The sequence below is a fragment of the Bradyrhizobium sp. USDA 223 genome (genome assembly GCF_044909005.1).
GTDB classification, from domain to species: domain Bacteria; phylum Pseudomonadota; class Alphaproteobacteria; order Rhizobiales; family Xanthobacteraceae; genus Bradyrhizobium; species Bradyrhizobium yuanmingense.
The window spans coordinates 3,483,063-3,497,655 of the sequence record NZ_JBIYDR010000001.1; the positions used below are offsets into that span (position 1 = coordinate 3,483,063).

The window sequence follows — 14,593 nt, forward strand, 5'->3', positions numbered from 1 at the left end:
CCTCTCAGGCTGCGACGATCTGACAAAGGGTGACCTTCGGCTCCTGCATGCCGGTTGCAGGATCGTAGCCGTAGCTCGTGATCGTGTTGGCGCTCTCGCCCAGCACGATCGGGTCGGTGCCGGCAGGATAGTTCTTGCGCAGGTCGTTACCGCCGAGCCAGCCGCCGAAATGGAACGGCATCCAGGCGACGCCCTTGCCGACGCGTTCGGTCACCATCGCCTTCATCTTGGCCCGCGAGTTGTTCTCAGCGCCGCTCACCCAGACCCAGCCGCCGTCCTTGATGCCGCGGTCAGCGGCATCAGCCGGGCTGATCTCGATGAACATGTCCTGTTGCAATTCGGCGAGCCACGGATTGGTGCGGGTTTCCTCGCCGCCGCCTTCGTATTCGACGAGACGTCCGGAGGAGAGGATCAGCGGGAACTGCTTGGCGATCCCCTTCTCCACCGCCGCCTTCTGCACCGAGAAGCCGATGTTGGGCAGACGGAACTGCTTGGCATCGGGCAAGGTCGGATACTTCTCGACGAGGTCGACGCGCGGCGTGTAGATCGGCTCGCGGTGCACCGGGATCGGATCCGGTAGACCGAACGCATTCATGCGCGCCTTGCCGTTGCCGAAGGGCACGCAGCCATGCTTCAGCGCGACGCGCTGGATGCCGCCGGAGAGGTCGAGCGCCCAAGACACCGCATCCGGATTGGCCGGGTTGACCCGCTGGATGGTCGCCATCTCGGCCTCGGTGAGATCCGTGTCCCAACCGAGCTTCTTCAGGCTCGCCAGCGTGAACTCGGGATAGCCGTCCTCGATCTCCGATCCCTTGGAGAAAGACTTGTCGGCGAGCAGGCTCACCTTCCGCGTCGTGCCGTCGGGCAGCTTCTCCTCGCGCTCGATGCCGAAGCGCGGACGGAATGCGCCGCCGCCGTCCATGACGTGCAGATTGTTGTTGTAGAGCAGCGGCGAGCCGGGATGCTTCACCTCGGGCGAACCCCAGCACGGCCAAGGCAGGCCGTAATAATCGCCGCCGACTTCCGGATCGTCCTTGGGCGCGCGCATCGTCACCAGGTCGAACTTGTGCTGGTTCTTCATATGCGCCTTGATGCGCTCCGGCGACTGGCCGCAATAACCGGTCGACCAGCTTCCACGGTTGATCTCGCGCAGCACGTCCTCGGGGACCGGAAGATTGTTCTCGACCTTGATGTTCTTGAACATCTTGTCGGCGAAGCCGAACTTCTTCGCCAGCAGATAGATGATCTCGAGGTCGTCCTTGGATTCGAAGATCGGCTTGACGATCTGCTCGCCCCATTGCATCGAGCGGTTGGAGGCGACGCGCGATCCCGCGCATTCGAACTGCGTCGCCACGGGCAGGATATAGACGCCGTCCTTGCGCCCGGCCTCGACCGCCAGAGACGCCCAGGTGGTCGGGTGCGGATCGGCGATCACCAGCAGCTCGAGCGCCTTCAGGCCTTTCAGCGATTCGGGAATGCGCGTGATGCTGTTGCTGGCATGGCCTTGCACGAACACGGCCTTGACGTTGTCCTTCTGTGCGACGTCGGCCTTCGGCAACAGCGCGGCATCGAACCAGCGCGTCAGCGGGATGCCTGGCGTCTCCATCTGCTTCTTCTCGTCGAAGCGCGAGACGAGATAGTCGTAGTCGACCTCCCAGACCCGGGACCAGTGCTTCCAGGCGCCCTCCGCGAGGCCGTAGTAGAACGGCAACGTCACGATATCGAGCCCGACATCGGTCGCGCCCTGCACGTTGTCATGGCCGCGCAGGATGTTGGCGCCGGCCCCGGCCTTGCCGACGTTGCCCGTCATCAGCAGCGCGATGCAGCTCGCCCGCACGTTGGCGGTGCCGACGGTGTGCTGGGTCTGGCCCATGCACCAGATGATGGTCGCGGGCTTGACCGTCGCGAATGTCTTGGCGACGCGCTCGAGCTGCGCGGCGGGCACACCGGTGACGCGCTCGACCTCCTGCGGATTCCATTTCTCGACCTCCTTGCGCAGGTCGTCGAAGCCGTAGACGCGCTGGGCAATGAATTCCTTGTCCTCCCAGCCGTTCTTCAGGATGTGCCACATCATGCCGTAGAGCACCGGAATGTCGGTGCCGGGACGGATGCGGACATATTCGGTGGCATGTGCCGCGGTGCGGGTCAGGCGCGGATCGAAGACGATGAAATTCGCCTTGTTGAGCTCCTTGGATTCGAGCAGGTGCTGCATGCTGACCGGATGCGCTTCCGCCGCGTTGCTGCCGATGAACAGCATCGTCTTGGAGTTGCGCATGTCGTTGATGCTGTTCGTCATCGCGCCATAGCCCCAGGTATTGGCGACGCCGGTGACGGTGGTGGAGTGGCAGATCCGCGCCTGGTGATCGGTGTTGTTGGTGCCCCAGAACGCGCCGAGCTTGCGGAACAGGTAGGCTCCTTCGTTGGTCATCTTGGCCGAGCCGAGCCAATAGACGGAATCGCTGCCCGACTTTTCGCGAACCTGCAGCAGCTTGTCGCCGATCTCGTTCACCGCCGTGTCCCACGACACGCGCGTCCACTGCCCGTTCACCAGCTTCATCGGATAGCGCAGGCGGCGATCGCTATGCACGAGCTCGCGCACCGAGGCGCCCTTGGCGCAATGCGAGCCACGGTTGATCGGCGAATCCCAGCTCGGTTCCTGCCCGATCCAGACTCCGTTGAGGACTTCCGCCGTCACCGTGCAGCCCACGGCACAATGCGTGCAGATGCTCTTCTTGACGGTGGCGCCGGCCGCGAGCGGGCCGGCGGCGGCCGCCTCCGCCTTTCGCACGTTGCCGACCGGTATGGCCCCGAGCGCGGCGAGCGCGCCGCCGGCCAGACCGGATTTGCGCAGGAATGTGCGGCGATCAAGTCCCCCGCCCTGCCCCGCAAGGGATTCGGCGACGGAACCGCGGCGATCGGAACGCTGGTGTGTTCGCTTGATAAGCACGGCAGCCTCCCTCTCAGGCCGGATAACGATTGACGCGGTAGAACGTCTTCACGTGATCGGATTCCTTGTAGCGCGCCTTGCGCTTCTCATCGTTGGTTTCATTGTCGGCCTGGGCGGACCCGACCAACGGTGTCGCAAGCGCCGCGCCGGCACCGGCGGTACCCAAGCCGACCTTGCGCAGGAAATCGCGGCGTCCGACCTTTGCTTTCGTCTCGTCACTCATCGCATCTCTCCCGGACCGAAGCGCCTCGGTCAGCTGGCGAATGTAAATGCTTCCGTCTCGATTTCGATGAAACTGCGGCCGAGCGCGCCGACTGCGCGATAGAAACGGGCAGTCCCCGCGTTCTCGATGTCGGCGAACAACCGCCCCATCCATGGCGACACGTGCTTTTCGAAGAAGGCGCGCTGCGCCTCGTGCGAGGCATCGAAGCGGCCATCGGCAAGGCCCGACATGATCTCGCACAAGATGGCGGCGTGATCTTCGGGTTCGGAATCGTTGGCGATACGCTCGATGCCGAGCGTCATCAGGTCGCCGCGCAGGCGCGACAAGGGCCGTTCGTTGAGAAAGCCCGTGAGATAATAGGAAGCATAGGGCAGCAATTCACCGCGGCCGAGCCCGACAAACAAATCGAAATACTCCCGCTCGACCTTCGCTGGGACGGCGTTCGAGGCGGCCTCGGCAAGCGCCGCATGCGCGCGCCCGAGCGGCGTCGCGTCTCCGCTGAGCGCGGCGAGCTGATCGAGCAGGCGCTTCGACGGAGGCGCAGACAGCAGCACCGCGAGCAAGGCGTATTCCTGCGCGCGCGCCGCATCGATGGAATCGAAGAGTTCGGCGGAGCCGGCTGGCTCACCGTAAAGATCGGGCCGCAGATCGTTTCGGGAGACGCCGGTCGCCGTTTCGACTGCAACCACCCGTTGTGCGGGCACACGGGTCCAATTCGACACGGAGGGCTGGCTAATGCCTATTTTGCGTGCAAGCTGAGCGATGCCGCCTGCGGCATCGATCGCTCGATCAAGCCCGTCATCCCGCACGTGGACCTCCCATCCAAGTCCCGTCTGCTCGATTATCGCTTTTGTTACAAAGCAGTAGGTAGCGTAATCCGGGTTCCTGCAACGGTCAATCGCCTGCCATAGCCTGTCCCTATAGCCTTTGGTCGTGGGTCAGCGCGGCAGTGCACCACCATGCGTGCGGGACCTCACCGGCTCCGCAGAATCCACGGGTCTGTCACCCACTGTCGGTTGCACTGCAGCAGGGATTGCCAGGTGCCGCGTCTCATCGGGCGGCTCAACGACATTGGAAACAAGTGCCACATCGGCTTGATGCGATTCCGCCGGAGAATCCGCCGGTTCGATCGATGCCTCGGCAAGAGACTGGGCCGCAGACTGAGCCGCCTCGCGCACGCCGCCGACGATGCGATCGACCAGTGCTGCCAGTTCCTCCGAGGAGCAATCCAGCGGGCCAAATCCCGGCATCGCCGTCGGGTCGTTGAAGTCCCATGCATTCTCCGCAAGCCCGACGAAGTCGCGAATCGCGGGATCGGTCGCCCAAGCGCGGCGAAGGGCCGCACGGCTCAACTCCCGAGGAATCCCCTTGCCGAGGAAAGCCGTGATGTCGGTGGCAGCATTGATCTCGTCGATCGAGGGCAGACTCGATAGGTCGAATTCAGTCTCGTCACCTTTTGATTCGGGCGGCGGCGCGGGCTGCGCCGGGGCAGGCTTTGCCGGCTCCGCTCGCGATTGCTGTTTGCGGCGGGACCAACGCGCAAGGAAGTCCTCCTCACTCATTCCTGTCCGCCTTCATGTTCGCGCCGCGCCAGCGCCTCCGGGTCGGCACGGCGCCGCTTGCGCTTGACGAACTCCCGCTCGACATGGTGCTCGGCCACGAAGCTTTCAATCGCTTCGCGCAGCACCTCCGGCATCGGCACGGCCTCGACGAGATTGTCGGCGGCTTCGGTACAGCCTTCGCCCTCGGCGGGGTCGGCGGTCACCGCGGTGACGGTATAGGGCCAGGCGCCTTCCGCGGGCGACAGCACGACCCAGATGCTCGGACCGCCGGAGGCGAGATTGTCGCGATAGCGCGCCGTCTCCGACGGATAGAGATCGATGGTCGCGCTTCCGGCATAGAACAGGGTCGTGCCGTCCTGCTCGCGAAGCACGGTCCAGGGTTGGGTCGACGGCTCGTCCGGCAGGACGGCAATTCCGCGCCAGATGAAATCGACCCAAGGCGAGTCGGCCTTGCGCCGCTCGACCACGACGCCGACGGCAATCGAGAGGGACGGCAATGCCGCGGGGCTCATGTCGCCATCTCCAGCCGCTTCACCGGCAACCCGGTCACCAGATTCTGTGGCTTCATCCGCAGCTTCTGATCCGCCGTCATCGATAGGATCAGGTAGACCGGCTCACCCCCGACATCGTCGAGGGCACGGCTGGAATCCGCAAACGTCAGCCGGAACAGCGCGAGCACACGGTCGGCGTCGCGCTCGCCGAGCTCTTCGCCGTGCCACAGACGGTCGCCGAGCCTCGTGGCATCGGCATCGAGCCCGACATACCAGGTCAGCTTCGCCTCGTGCAGCGCCCGTAGCGGCTCGATCACGACATCGATGCCGAGCAGATGGGAGACCCAACGCGTCATCGCCTGCGCCAGCGCTACAGGTCCGCGGCCATCGGCGGTCAGGTCGAGGGCCATGTCGAACTGGTCGCTCCGGTGCCAATAGGCCTCGGCATTCTCCTCGCCCAACACCTCGACCACCGCATCGGTGGTAGCGCCGAGCATCGACATCAGCGAGAGCACCGGGGTCGGGCTCCGGCCGCCGACGACCTCCTCGTCTCCCAGCAACAAAGCGTGCTCATGTGGGAGAACGCGCTGGATCCGGAAGAACAATTCGGCCGCGCGCAGCACGAACGGGTCGTCGCAGCCGTCGAGCGCGTTGCGCAGGATGACGTGCACGAGCTGGTTGACGAACAGCGGCGGCAGATCGTTCGCCCCTGAGCGCACCCAGGCAAGATAGGCGGCTTCGAGCGTCGGATGCCGCAGCAGAAGATCGCGGAACGCCAGCACGAACTGCCAATTCTCCCTGGCATCCGCATCGGCAATCGCGGCGATCTCGCCGGCGCCGACGGCCTGGCGCGGGTCAGCGAGCAAATCGCGGTGCAGCCGGCGTTCGACCGGGCACGCGTCGTCCGGCGGCATCAGCTCGGGACGGGCAAAATAGGCTTTGAGAAATTCGTCCGTGACACGCAGGCCGCCGCCCTCGTCGCGATCGAGCAGATGATGACCACAGGCGATCCAGAAATCGTTCATCGGACGATCGGCTCCCGGCCGAGATCCGCAAGCCTGAGATCGCCGTCCGGCTGGACGTCGTCCTCCATCTCCATGAACGAGAACGCCTTGCCATGCCCCTGCCCTTCCCGGAGCTGCAGCCGGCGGAACGACTCGCGGACCTCCCCGTCGCTCGAGGTGCGGTGCACTGCAATAAGCGAGCTGATGGGATGGCTGCAGAGCGACTGGGCGAAAGCGACCTCCTCTTCCGCGGCCGTTTTCGCCGCCGCCATATCCGGCGCGCCGAAACGATCGACCAATTGCCTCGCCAGCAGATCGACCAGGCCGTGGTAATCGTCGGCGGTCGCCGGAACGATCTGCGCCAGCGTCGACCAGCCCCAGGATTGCACCCCGAGGAAACCACCGCGAAACGCCGCGCGGGCCTTGCCCTCGAGCTTCGCGCCATCGCAATCCCAGAAGCGGAAGGCGCCGGAGACGGCCCATTCGCCCGGCTCTGCCGCCACGTCGAACACGAAGGTGTCGGAGGGATCGAGCGCGATCGTGCGCAGGAGTTTCACAGGCGCGGTCCTCCGAGGGCCGGATCGAGCCAGGACGGCGCCGCGAGCGCCCGGACCAGATCGCTCCGTTCGATCGTCTCCGTCCCGATGCGGCGCGTCAGGAGGTCGCCGCAATCATCGATGCGTTGCACTGTCTGCCTCTCACGCGGCATTCGCGTGAGATAGTCGCGCGCGACGCTGTCGAAGCCGTCGACCCGCCAGCCGTCCAGCGCCAGCATCAGGTGCCGGGCGAAGCTTTCCGTGATCTGCGCCGCGCCCGCCTCGCCAAAGCCTTCCTGGTCAAGCGCCGAGGCCAGCGGGTGGACGCCTGGATCGTCATCGTTCATGGCAACCGTCCGTATCATGGCGCCGAAGACCAGCCAGGGCGGCGGCGCGTCCTCGTCAGCTCCGGAACACCAACCCATCCGTCCGCCGCCGACCAGCCCCCCGTCGATCCTGACCGCATCCGGCCAGCCGATCGTGATCGGCTTGCTCGGCGGTGCATAGGCGCGAAGCGCGTCGGTGAGCGCGACCATGCCTGCGTAGAACGCACGCCGCGCACTGCGCAACGGCTCGGCCGGCTCGAGCACCACGGCGAACTCGGCGAGGTCGAAGCGGCCGACATAGACGAGCGTTCCGGCGCCGCTCTCCGGTGCGATGCGGCATGCATGGGCAAAAGCGTCGCCGCTCTCGCGCAATCGCACCAATGTGAACGGCGGCGGCAGGTGGATCGGTTCCGCCGCGGAAACATGGCTCACTGGGATCGACGGCAGGCCGTCCTCCACTTTCCTTTTCTTCCCGATGGATAATGTCTATACGAGGCGGAGGGCCGGCGCGAGTCCGACGTCGTCGTCCGAAAGGCGGAGGAGTTAACCTGGAGCAGCCGTCGAAGACCATCCTGATCTGCTCGTGCGAAGACACGATGCGCCTCGACGTGGCTGCGATCCGGCGCGCATGTCCGAACAGCGAGGTCAAGAGCTTCCGCCACCTCTGCGGGGCGGAGCTCGATCATTTCCGCAACATGGCCGCGACAGAAGGCGAGTTGACGGTCGCCTGCACGCAGCAGGCGGCGCAATTTTCGGACGAGGCCGGCGAGCGGCCTGATGCGATCGGCTTCGTCAATATCCGCGAGACGGCCGGCTGGTCCCGCGACGGCGCGCACGCCGGCGCAAAAATGGCCGCTCTGCTTGCATCCGCCTCCATCCCCGCCCCGGACTATCCTCTCGTCACCTTGTCGAGCGAGGGCGTCATCCTGATCTACGGGCGCAATGAGGCCGCGATCGAGGCCGGCCGCCTGCTTGCCGATCACCTCGACGTCACCGTGATGCTGAAGCAGCTCGATGACACGGTGCCGCCGGTTGCCACGGTGTTCCCGATCGTGAAGGGCACGATCCGCTCCGCGAAGGGACATTTCGGCGCATTCGAACTTGTCATCGACGATTATGCGCGTCCCCGCCCCTCCTCGCGCGATCGCTTTGTGCTCGACCCGCCGCGAAGCGGGGTCACCTCGCGCTGCGATATCGTGCTCGATCTTTCCGGCGGTCCGCCACTGTTTCCCGCCCACGACCTGCGCGACGGCTATCTCCGCGCCGACGCGAAAGATCCCGCCGCGATGCTGCGCGCCGTGCTGACCGCGCGCGATCTCGTCGGCAGCTTCGATAAGCCGAAGTATGTCGAGGTTGCGCCCGCGCTTTGCGCCCATTCGCGCTCGAAGCGCACGGGCTGCCATCGCTGTCTCGATCTTTGCCCGACCGGGGCGATCACGCCCGTCGGCGATCATGTCGCAATTGATCCGAATATCTGCGCGGGCTGCGGCCAATGCGCGGCGGCCTGCCCGACCAGCGCGGTCTCCTACGCGCTGCCGCCCGCCGATACGCAGCTCCATAAACTTCGCGCCATGCTGCTCGCCTATCGCGAGGCCGGCGGCGCGGATGCGGTGCTGCTCTTTCACGACAGCCCGCACGGCACGCCGTTGATCGACGCCCTCGCGCGGCATGGCGACGGCCTGCCGGCGAACGTGCTTCCCTTTGCCGTCAACGAGCTCACGCAGGTCGGGCTGGAGGCGATCGTCGGCGCCTTCGCCTATGGCGTCTCTGCCGTGCGCTTCCTGCTCCGTGGCAAGCCGCGCCACGACGTGACCGGATTGACGCAGACGATCGCGATGGCTGAGGCGATCCTCGGCGGCCTTGGATTTGCGGGCCGTCGCCTCGCCACCATCGAAACCGACGATCCCGACGCGCTCGGCGCGCATTTGACTGATATCGGCACGCTCGCCGCGGTCCCGACGCCGGCAACTTTCAAGACCGTCGGCAAGCGGCGCGACCTCTTGCGGTTCGCCCTCAGCGAGCTGCACCGGCTGGCGCCGCAGCCGGTCGACGTCATCGCGCTGCCGCAAGGTGCGCCGGTCGGCGCAATCAGCGTCGAGACCGATGGCTGCACGCTGTGCCTGTCCTGCGTCTCGGCCTGCCCGACCGGCGCATTGCGCGACGATCCCGAGCGGCCGGTGCTGAAATTCATCGAGGATGCCTGCGTGCAGTGCGGCCTGTGCCAGAGCACCTGTCCGGAAAAGGTCATCAGCCTCAAGCCGCAGATCGATTTCCGGGCGGCACGCGCGCCTGCCGTTGTCATCAAGGAAGAGGAGCCCGCGCTCTGCGTCCGCTGCGGCACGCCCTTCGGCGTCAAGAGCACGATCGAACGCATCGCCGCCAAGCTCGAAGGCCGGCACTGGATGTATCCGGCCGGCGACAAGCGAATCGAGGCGCTCAGGATGTGCGCGGACTGCCGCGTCGTGGTCATGAGCGAACAGCAATTCGATCCGTTCAAGGGCGTTCCGGAACGAACGCCGCCGCGAACGACGGATGACTATCTCCGCGAACGCAACGGCAAGGACTAAAGCGGACGCCGTCGAATCGGCGCAATGCAATCATCTCGACGTCGCGCGGCCCAGAAAGTCGGTCAGCGCGCGCCGGTCCTCGGCCGAGCCGATGCGCTGCTCCGGCATCTTCGTGCCGGGGGTGTAGGCATTCGGCCCGATTTCGAACAATCGTGCGACGGTTTCCGGCGTCCAGACGATGTCCATCGTCTTCAGTGCATCAGAGAAGCGATATCCCGGCACCGAAGCGATCTTGCGGCCGTAGAGTCCCGCAAGCGTGGGACCCGCACGCTGCACCTCCTTGTCCGAGAGCGTGTGGCAGGCAACACAGGCCCGAAACACATCGGCGCCGTGATCACCGGCATAGGCCGCAAGCGGGTCGGCCGGTGTGCCGATCAGGCTTGAACCGATGGGATTGCCGGTGCGGGCATTCCAGCGCCTGATTCTGCCGTCCGCACCACCCGTCATCAGTGTCTCGCGATCGGCAAGGAAGGCGACCGCCCACACCGGCAGCCCGGGCCCAACCAGGGTGCGCAGCAGGTTGCGCGACTTGCGATCGATGATCGCCACCGTGCCGCCGATCCCGGCCGCAGCGATCAGCGCACCGTCCGCCGACATGGCCAAGGCCACCACCGGCGTCGGACTGGCCGCGACTTCGCCGCTGACCTTGCCGTCCGTTGTCAGCATGCGCAGCCTGCCATCGACCGCGCCCGTGACGATTTCACCATCCGGCGCGACAGCTACCGCGTTCAGCGGCGCCGGCAAAGTCACGATGTCAGGTTGGCCATCCGGCAGACGCCAGATGCGCAGCGCAAGATCGTAGCCGACACTGACGAGCCTGCCGTCCGGCAGGAAAGCGACACAGTTGACGTTCTGCGTATGCCCTTCGAGCACGCGGGAGGTGCCGTCCGACAGCGACCAGAGCCGCACTGTCCGGTCCCATGACGCCGATGCGAGAAGCGTCCCATCGGACGACACAGCAAGCGCTGCGATCGGTGCGACATGTCCCTCCAGCACCCGGTCCGGCTCCGGCCGGCCCGCCGTCCACACCGCAATGCGCGCATCGGCGCCGGCCGTGATCATGCGGCCGTCTTTGACAAAGGCGACGGCATTGACGCCATCGGCATGATACCGCAGCACTTGCTCTGCCGTATCCGTCCTCAGCGACCAGCGGATGACGGCGGTGTCGAAGCTGCCGGAGACAAGGCTGTCGCCATTGGGCGAGACGGCGAGAGCCCGTATCGGGCCGCCATGTCCGACCATGTCGGCATGCACGGACGATGCGGCAAAGATGGCCCACAGCACTGCGGCCACCTTCGTGCACAGAGCCGATCTGTTCATTCCTGGCCGCCTGCTGACATTCACCCGCTCGAGATTGCCAGAACAGGCAACGGAAATGAATATCCCGGACCGATCTACTTGGCCGGTGCCGTCGTGGTCTTGGACGACCCCTCCGGCGCGGGCTGCATTCCGGGCGGACTCTGGCCCTGGGGGCTTTCGGGCGGCGCACCACCCGAGCCGGTATTGATCGGACCCGTCCAACCTTGCGGCTGGAGCTGGCCCTTGTCCTCGGGAGGCGTTTGCCCCGTCGGCGAGTTGGTTTGCGCCGGCTGGGCCAGGGCGCCCTCGACAATGCAAAGTGCTGCGAAGCACAGGATCGTTCTCGGTAATTTCACGCTAAGCCTCCGATGCGCTCACCAGGCCTGCAGAAAACTTGCAAGACCCGCATCCGTTCCGGATCGTGCAGCGCAGCAGCGCCGAGCTCCGGTCCCTTGGCTCGATGGGCGATGCGTCTTTCCGCCGATCCCGTGTTCAAAAGCCCATAGCGGGCGGATGGCTGATGCGATCGACGAGCTTGCTCGCCGCAGGCCCTGTCGTATAGATGGCGTGGTCCAATCGAGGGAGGCTGAGGATGAAGGCTTTTTTGCTTGGCTGCGTCGCGGCCGTGGTGATCGCGGTTGCCGGGATGGTGATCCTCGATCGCGTGCAGGAGCCCAGCGCGCACGCGTTTGCCACCACCGGGGTGCGCCTCTGAGTAGCCTCACTCGCGCTTGTGCCCGATCGGCCCGAGGATCGGAGCGAAGGGCGCGAGCTCGACCTTGCGAACCATAGCTTTCCTGCAGCCGAGGATCAGAGATCGCTGCCCTGCGCTGTGCGGACAATAGCGCCACCCGAGGCGCTCTCCGCGCGCCATTTCTGCGTCCGGCATTTAAGAATTCGGTAACCATACGCGCATGGTTGAACGCATTGGCGCAAATCGCGCGGCGGCAGTGTCTGACCTGTAACGGCCTTGGTATAAGCGCAGCTACGGTTCGAGCGACGTTCGCGGATGACCCCGGTTTTCTTGATTGCGCATGAATAAGCCCAGCAACACGTTCGACATCGCCATCGAGCCGTCGTTCGACTTTCTGTCTCCGGAATATGCAGAGCTGTTCGATCGTTCGGCTGCCACTGCCTTCCAGCATCCGGTCTGGTTGCATAGCCTCTACACCAGGCTCGCGCCTGGAACGGGTGCAGCGGCTCTGGTCGTCGTGGTGCGCTACCGCGACACCGGCACCCTTGCGATGGTGCTGCCGCTACTTCGGATCCGGCGCGGTCCGATACGAACCGTCGAGTTCGCCGACTTGCGCGTTTCCGACTATCTGGCACCGGTTTGCAGCCCGGCCGTGTTCTCGCAATTGCTCGACGATGCGGCTGCATGCATGCAGATTCGGCGCCTTGTCCACCCCTTCGATCTGCTCAGAATGGCCAAGCTGCCCGACGGACGGCTTCCGATCGAGAACCTGCTGGCCACGTCCCGCCGCGTTTCGATGAACACCAATGCCTACGCCACGGTTCTGGTCGCCCCGTACGAGCAATGGCGGGCCAGCGCGATGGATCGCTCCTACCAGAAGGAGCTCGCCAAGAAATATCGCCAGCTGCAGAAGAAGGGCGCGCTGAGCTTCTCATGCTGCAGCGACAGCGCCGCCGTGCTCGAGACGATGGAGGTGATGAGGAAGTTTCGCGGCCCGCGCTTTCACGCACAGGGCGACGGAGACCTGCTGCAGCGCCCCGAATATTACGGCTTCTATTCCGACGTTGCCCTTCGGGGCCTCGGCTCCTTCGTCCGCCTCTATGCCATGAAGATGAACGGCGAAGTGATCGCCGCCGTGCTCGGATTGTGTCACCGCGGCAGCTTCCTCGTCATCATGAGCGCCTTCGACATCGCCGGCTACAAGAGCCAGTCCATCGGCGCGCTGATGTTCGAACAAGTGGCGCGGGATTGTATCGAGCGCGGAGATCAGATGCTCGACTTCACCATCGGCGACGAGCCATACAAGAAATCGTTCGGCGCCCAGCCTTCACCGATGTGGGAGGTCACGCAGGTCGGCAGCGCCGTAGGCGCAATCGCTCTCTTCGCGCTGAAGCAGGCGCCCTGGCTCAAGCTGGCGGCCAAGCGGCTATCGGATCTGAAGGTTCAGCCCGCGCACACTGCGACGCCCTCGCGCTGACCGGCGAAGGTCGCAGAGTTCAAGCGCGCAGCGCGCCGCGGACACGCCCAAGCCAGCCCGGATGCATCTGATCGACGCGGTGTGCAAGACTGCGCCGCAGGAAGTGCAACCGTCGCCGCACGTCCCAGCCGATATCATTGCGCGAGGTCAGCGCCTGGCGGAAGCGTGCCATCTTCAGCGACTGCTGATCCGCCGCGATCTTGTCGCGATCGGCATAGAATTGCGAGATCTTCTCCAGGCCCATGCCTGCAGTCATGAGCCATCGCGGCGCATATTCGGTGCAGAGACGGTCGACGTCCACGAGCAGGCGGGCGACGCCCGTTCCGGCCGCGGGACAATTGGTCTGGAACGCATCGCCGATGAGCACGATTCCGGGCCGGAGATGCCCCTCGACGACGGTCAGATCCATCACCCAGTTCTGGACGCGATCGGTCACACGGAAATCGCCGAGGTAGCTCCGCAATCCCGGCAGCAGGCGCAAGACTGTCGCCTCCGGCTCGCGGCGCAACTCGCGCATAACAGGATCGGTCGGATCGCGGAACATGAAGAGATTGGCACGCATTCCGGCGTGGACGGGAAACAGGCTGAGATAGTCGATGCCATCGGCGGTGCGTTCGCCGTAACAGGTCAACGCCTCGAAATCGAACGGGGTGCCATCCTTGCGCGCGATCCTGAAGCCGAACGACACCGAATGGCGCTCGGCCAGCACGCGCCGCCTGATGCCGAGCTTGTAGCCCAGGCCTGCTGCCATGCCGGTGGCCAGAACGACGAGGCGCGTCGTCACGCGCCGTCCGGAGGCGAGCTCGAGATGCTGGACATCGCCGCTGCCGCCAATCGCTGTGACCTCGTCGACGATCAGGTTGGAGGGATCCGGAAGCTGGCGACGCGCCATTGCGACGAGATCGGCATAGGCAAAACCGTAGGCCCTGCCGACGCTGACATCGACCACCTTGCCCTCACGGATGTTGAGCACTTGATCATATCGGCACGCGACATCTTCGAGCGCATCGAGAAAGCCGAGCTTGCCGAACAGCTCCAGCTGATGGCCGCCGATCTTCTCGACCCGAAACTCATCCGGATGGACTGCCCGCTTGTCGATCAGAGCGACGCGACGCCCTGCCCGCGCCAGCACGGCCGCCGCAAGCGATCCCGCAAGGCCGCCACCGACGATGGCGACGTCCGAGTCGATGGTTGCGGTCTCGTCCCCGTCGACCGGCTCGGTCACGGTTCTCGTCATGGCTCCGGCTCCCACGGTTAACAGCGTCTGCAGTGCAATTCTCTCGCCTGATGTCGCATCGCAGGGCCGGGTGCGAACATTTCCTGAGATTGAGGTTAATGACCGCAGGTGCCCAGTTCGCCGACTCGCCGCGGCACGCGTCTTGCTGTCCCGAATCCATTCTGCACGCGAGCCCCAGATCTCGCCTTCTCAGTCGTCGATGCGGCGTTGTGCCGTCCGTTGCGCGAGTT

14 protein-coding genes are annotated in these 14,593 nt (G+C 65.2%); 3 read left to right on the forward strand and 11 right to left on the reverse strand.

Annotation, left to right across the window (positions count from 1 at the left end; translation table 11 throughout):
* Positions 1-4: 4 nt before the first annotated feature.
* The 8 genes from ABIA40_RS16145 to ABIA40_RS16180 form a co-directional block, all read right to left on the reverse strand.
* Positions 5-2,947: a formate dehydrogenase subunit alpha gene (locus ABIA40_RS16145; RefSeq protein ID WP_271541090.1), complete on the reverse strand. Its 2,943-nt coding sequence runs from the start codon at positions 2,945-2,947 to the stop codon at positions 5-7.
* Between the two features lie 13 nt (positions 2,948-2,960).
* Positions 2,961-3,170: a twin-arginine translocation signal domain-containing protein gene (locus ABIA40_RS16150; protein ID WP_404542043.1), complete on the reverse strand. Its 210-nt coding sequence runs from the start codon at positions 3,168-3,170 to the stop codon at positions 2,961-2,963.
* Between the two features lie 29 nt (positions 3,171-3,199).
* Positions 3,200-3,979 (reverse strand): molecular chaperone TorD family protein, encoded by a 780-nt coding sequence (locus ABIA40_RS16155; protein WP_404542045.1) that lies wholly within the window; start codon positions 3,977-3,979, stop codon positions 3,200-3,202.
* A gap of 129 nt (positions 3,980-4,108) precedes the next feature.
* Entirely contained in the window at positions 4,109-4,732 is a 624-nt protein-coding gene (locus ABIA40_RS16160; protein WP_404542048.1) for a DUF3306 domain-containing protein, read from the reverse strand.
* Complete coding sequence (locus ABIA40_RS16165; RefSeq protein WP_404542050.1) at positions 4,729-5,244, reverse strand: DUF3305 domain-containing protein; 516 nt, start codon at positions 5,242-5,244, stop codon at positions 4,729-4,731. Before ABIA40_RS16165 ends, ABIA40_RS16160 begins: the two co-directional genes overlap by 4 nt.
* The gene (locus ABIA40_RS16170; RefSeq protein WP_404542052.1) at positions 5,241-6,248 is read right to left on the reverse strand and encodes a DUF6352 family protein; all 1,008 of its coding nucleotides are present in this window, start codon (positions 6,246-6,248) and stop codon (positions 5,241-5,243) included. The genes ABIA40_RS16165 and ABIA40_RS16170 overlap by 4 nt, the downstream gene beginning before the upstream one ends.
* On the reverse strand, positions 6,245-6,784 hold the full coding sequence (locus tag ABIA40_RS16175) for a DUF6505 family protein (protein ID WP_404542054.1): 540 nt from the start codon (positions 6,782-6,784) through the stop codon (positions 6,245-6,247). The genes ABIA40_RS16170 and ABIA40_RS16175 overlap by 4 nt, the downstream gene beginning before the upstream one ends.
* On the reverse strand, positions 6,781-7,548 hold the full coding sequence (locus ABIA40_RS16180; protein WP_404542056.1) for a biotin/lipoate--protein ligase family protein: 768 nt from the start codon (positions 7,546-7,548) through the stop codon (positions 6,781-6,783). The genes ABIA40_RS16175 and ABIA40_RS16180 overlap by 4 nt, the downstream gene beginning before the upstream one ends.
* A gap of 137 nt (positions 7,549-7,685) precedes the next feature.
* Here ABIA40_RS16180 and ABIA40_RS16185 point away from each other — a divergent pair, with 137 nt between their 5' ends.
* Entirely contained in the window at positions 7,686-9,656 is a 1,971-nt protein-coding gene (locus ABIA40_RS16185) for a 4Fe-4S binding protein (RefSeq protein WP_404542059.1), read from the forward strand.
* Positions 9,657-9,686: 30 nt separating this feature from the next.
* On the opposite strand, the gene ABIA40_RS16190 is transcribed toward ABIA40_RS16185, so the two are convergent.
* On the reverse strand, positions 9,687-10,976 hold the full coding sequence (locus ABIA40_RS16190) for a c-type cytochrome (protein ID WP_404546257.1): 1,290 nt from the start codon (positions 10,974-10,976) through the stop codon (positions 9,687-9,689).
* Between the two features lie 74 nt (positions 10,977-11,050).
* Complete coding sequence (locus ABIA40_RS16195; protein ID WP_128262436.1) at positions 11,051-11,311, reverse strand: hypothetical protein; 261 nt, start codon at positions 11,309-11,311, stop codon at positions 11,051-11,053.
* Between the two features lie 236 nt (positions 11,312-11,547).
* Here ABIA40_RS16195 and ABIA40_RS16200 point away from each other — a divergent pair, with 236 nt between their 5' ends.
* The gene (locus tag ABIA40_RS16200) at positions 11,548-11,670 is read left to right on the forward strand and encodes a hypothetical protein (RefSeq protein WP_404542063.1); all 123 of its coding nucleotides are present in this window, start codon (positions 11,548-11,550) and stop codon (positions 11,668-11,670) included.
* Positions 11,671-11,989: 319 nt separating this feature from the next.
* A complete protein-coding gene (locus ABIA40_RS16205; RefSeq protein WP_404542065.1) occupies positions 11,990-13,126 on the forward strand; it encodes a GNAT family N-acetyltransferase in 1,137 nt (378 codons plus the stop codon).
* Positions 13,127-13,145: 19 nt separating this feature from the next.
* On the opposite strand, the gene ABIA40_RS16210 is transcribed toward ABIA40_RS16205, so the two are convergent.
* On the reverse strand, positions 13,146-14,363 hold the full coding sequence (locus ABIA40_RS16210) for an FAD-dependent oxidoreductase (RefSeq protein WP_404542067.1): 1,218 nt from the start codon (positions 14,361-14,363) through the stop codon (positions 13,146-13,148).
* Between the last annotated feature and the right edge of the window lie 230 nt (positions 14,364-14,593).

What these genes read in the sequence shown, in the direction of transcription:
- ABIA40_RS16185 (WP_404542059.1), top strand. Translation starts at nt 7,686, where the DNA reads ATGCGCCTCGACGTGGCTGCGATCCGGCGCGCATGTCCGAACAGCGAG.
- ABIA40_RS16165 (WP_404542050.1), bottom strand. Translation starts at nt 5,244, where the DNA reads ATGAGCCCCGCGGCATTGCCGTCCCTCTCGATTGCCGTCGGCGTCGTG.
- ABIA40_RS16205 (WP_404542065.1), top strand. Translation starts at nt 11,990, where the DNA reads ATGAATAAGCCCAGCAACACGTTCGACATCGCCATCGAGCCGTCGTTC.
- ABIA40_RS16190 (WP_404546257.1), bottom strand. Translation starts at nt 10,976, where the DNA reads ATGAACAGATCGGCTCTGTGCACGAAGGTGGCCGCAGTGCTGTGGGCC.
- ABIA40_RS16150 (WP_404542043.1), bottom strand. Translation starts at nt 3,170, where the DNA reads ATGAGTGACGAGACGAAAGCAAAGGTCGGACGCCGCGATTTCCTGCGC.
- ABIA40_RS16200 (WP_404542063.1), top strand. Translation starts at nt 11,548, where the DNA reads ATGAAGGCTTTTTTGCTTGGCTGCGTCGCGGCCGTGGTGATCGCGGTT.
- ABIA40_RS16210 (WP_404542067.1), bottom strand. Translation starts at nt 14,363, where the DNA reads ATGACGAGAACCGTGACCGAGCCGGTCGACGGGGACGAGACCGCAACC.
- ABIA40_RS16170 (WP_404542052.1), bottom strand. Translation starts at nt 6,248, where the DNA reads ATGAACGATTTCTGGATCGCCTGTGGTCATCATCTGCTCGATCGCGAC.
- ABIA40_RS16160 (WP_404542048.1), bottom strand. Translation starts at nt 4,732, where the DNA reads ATGAGTGAGGAGGACTTCCTTGCGCGTTGGTCCCGCCGCAAACAGCAA.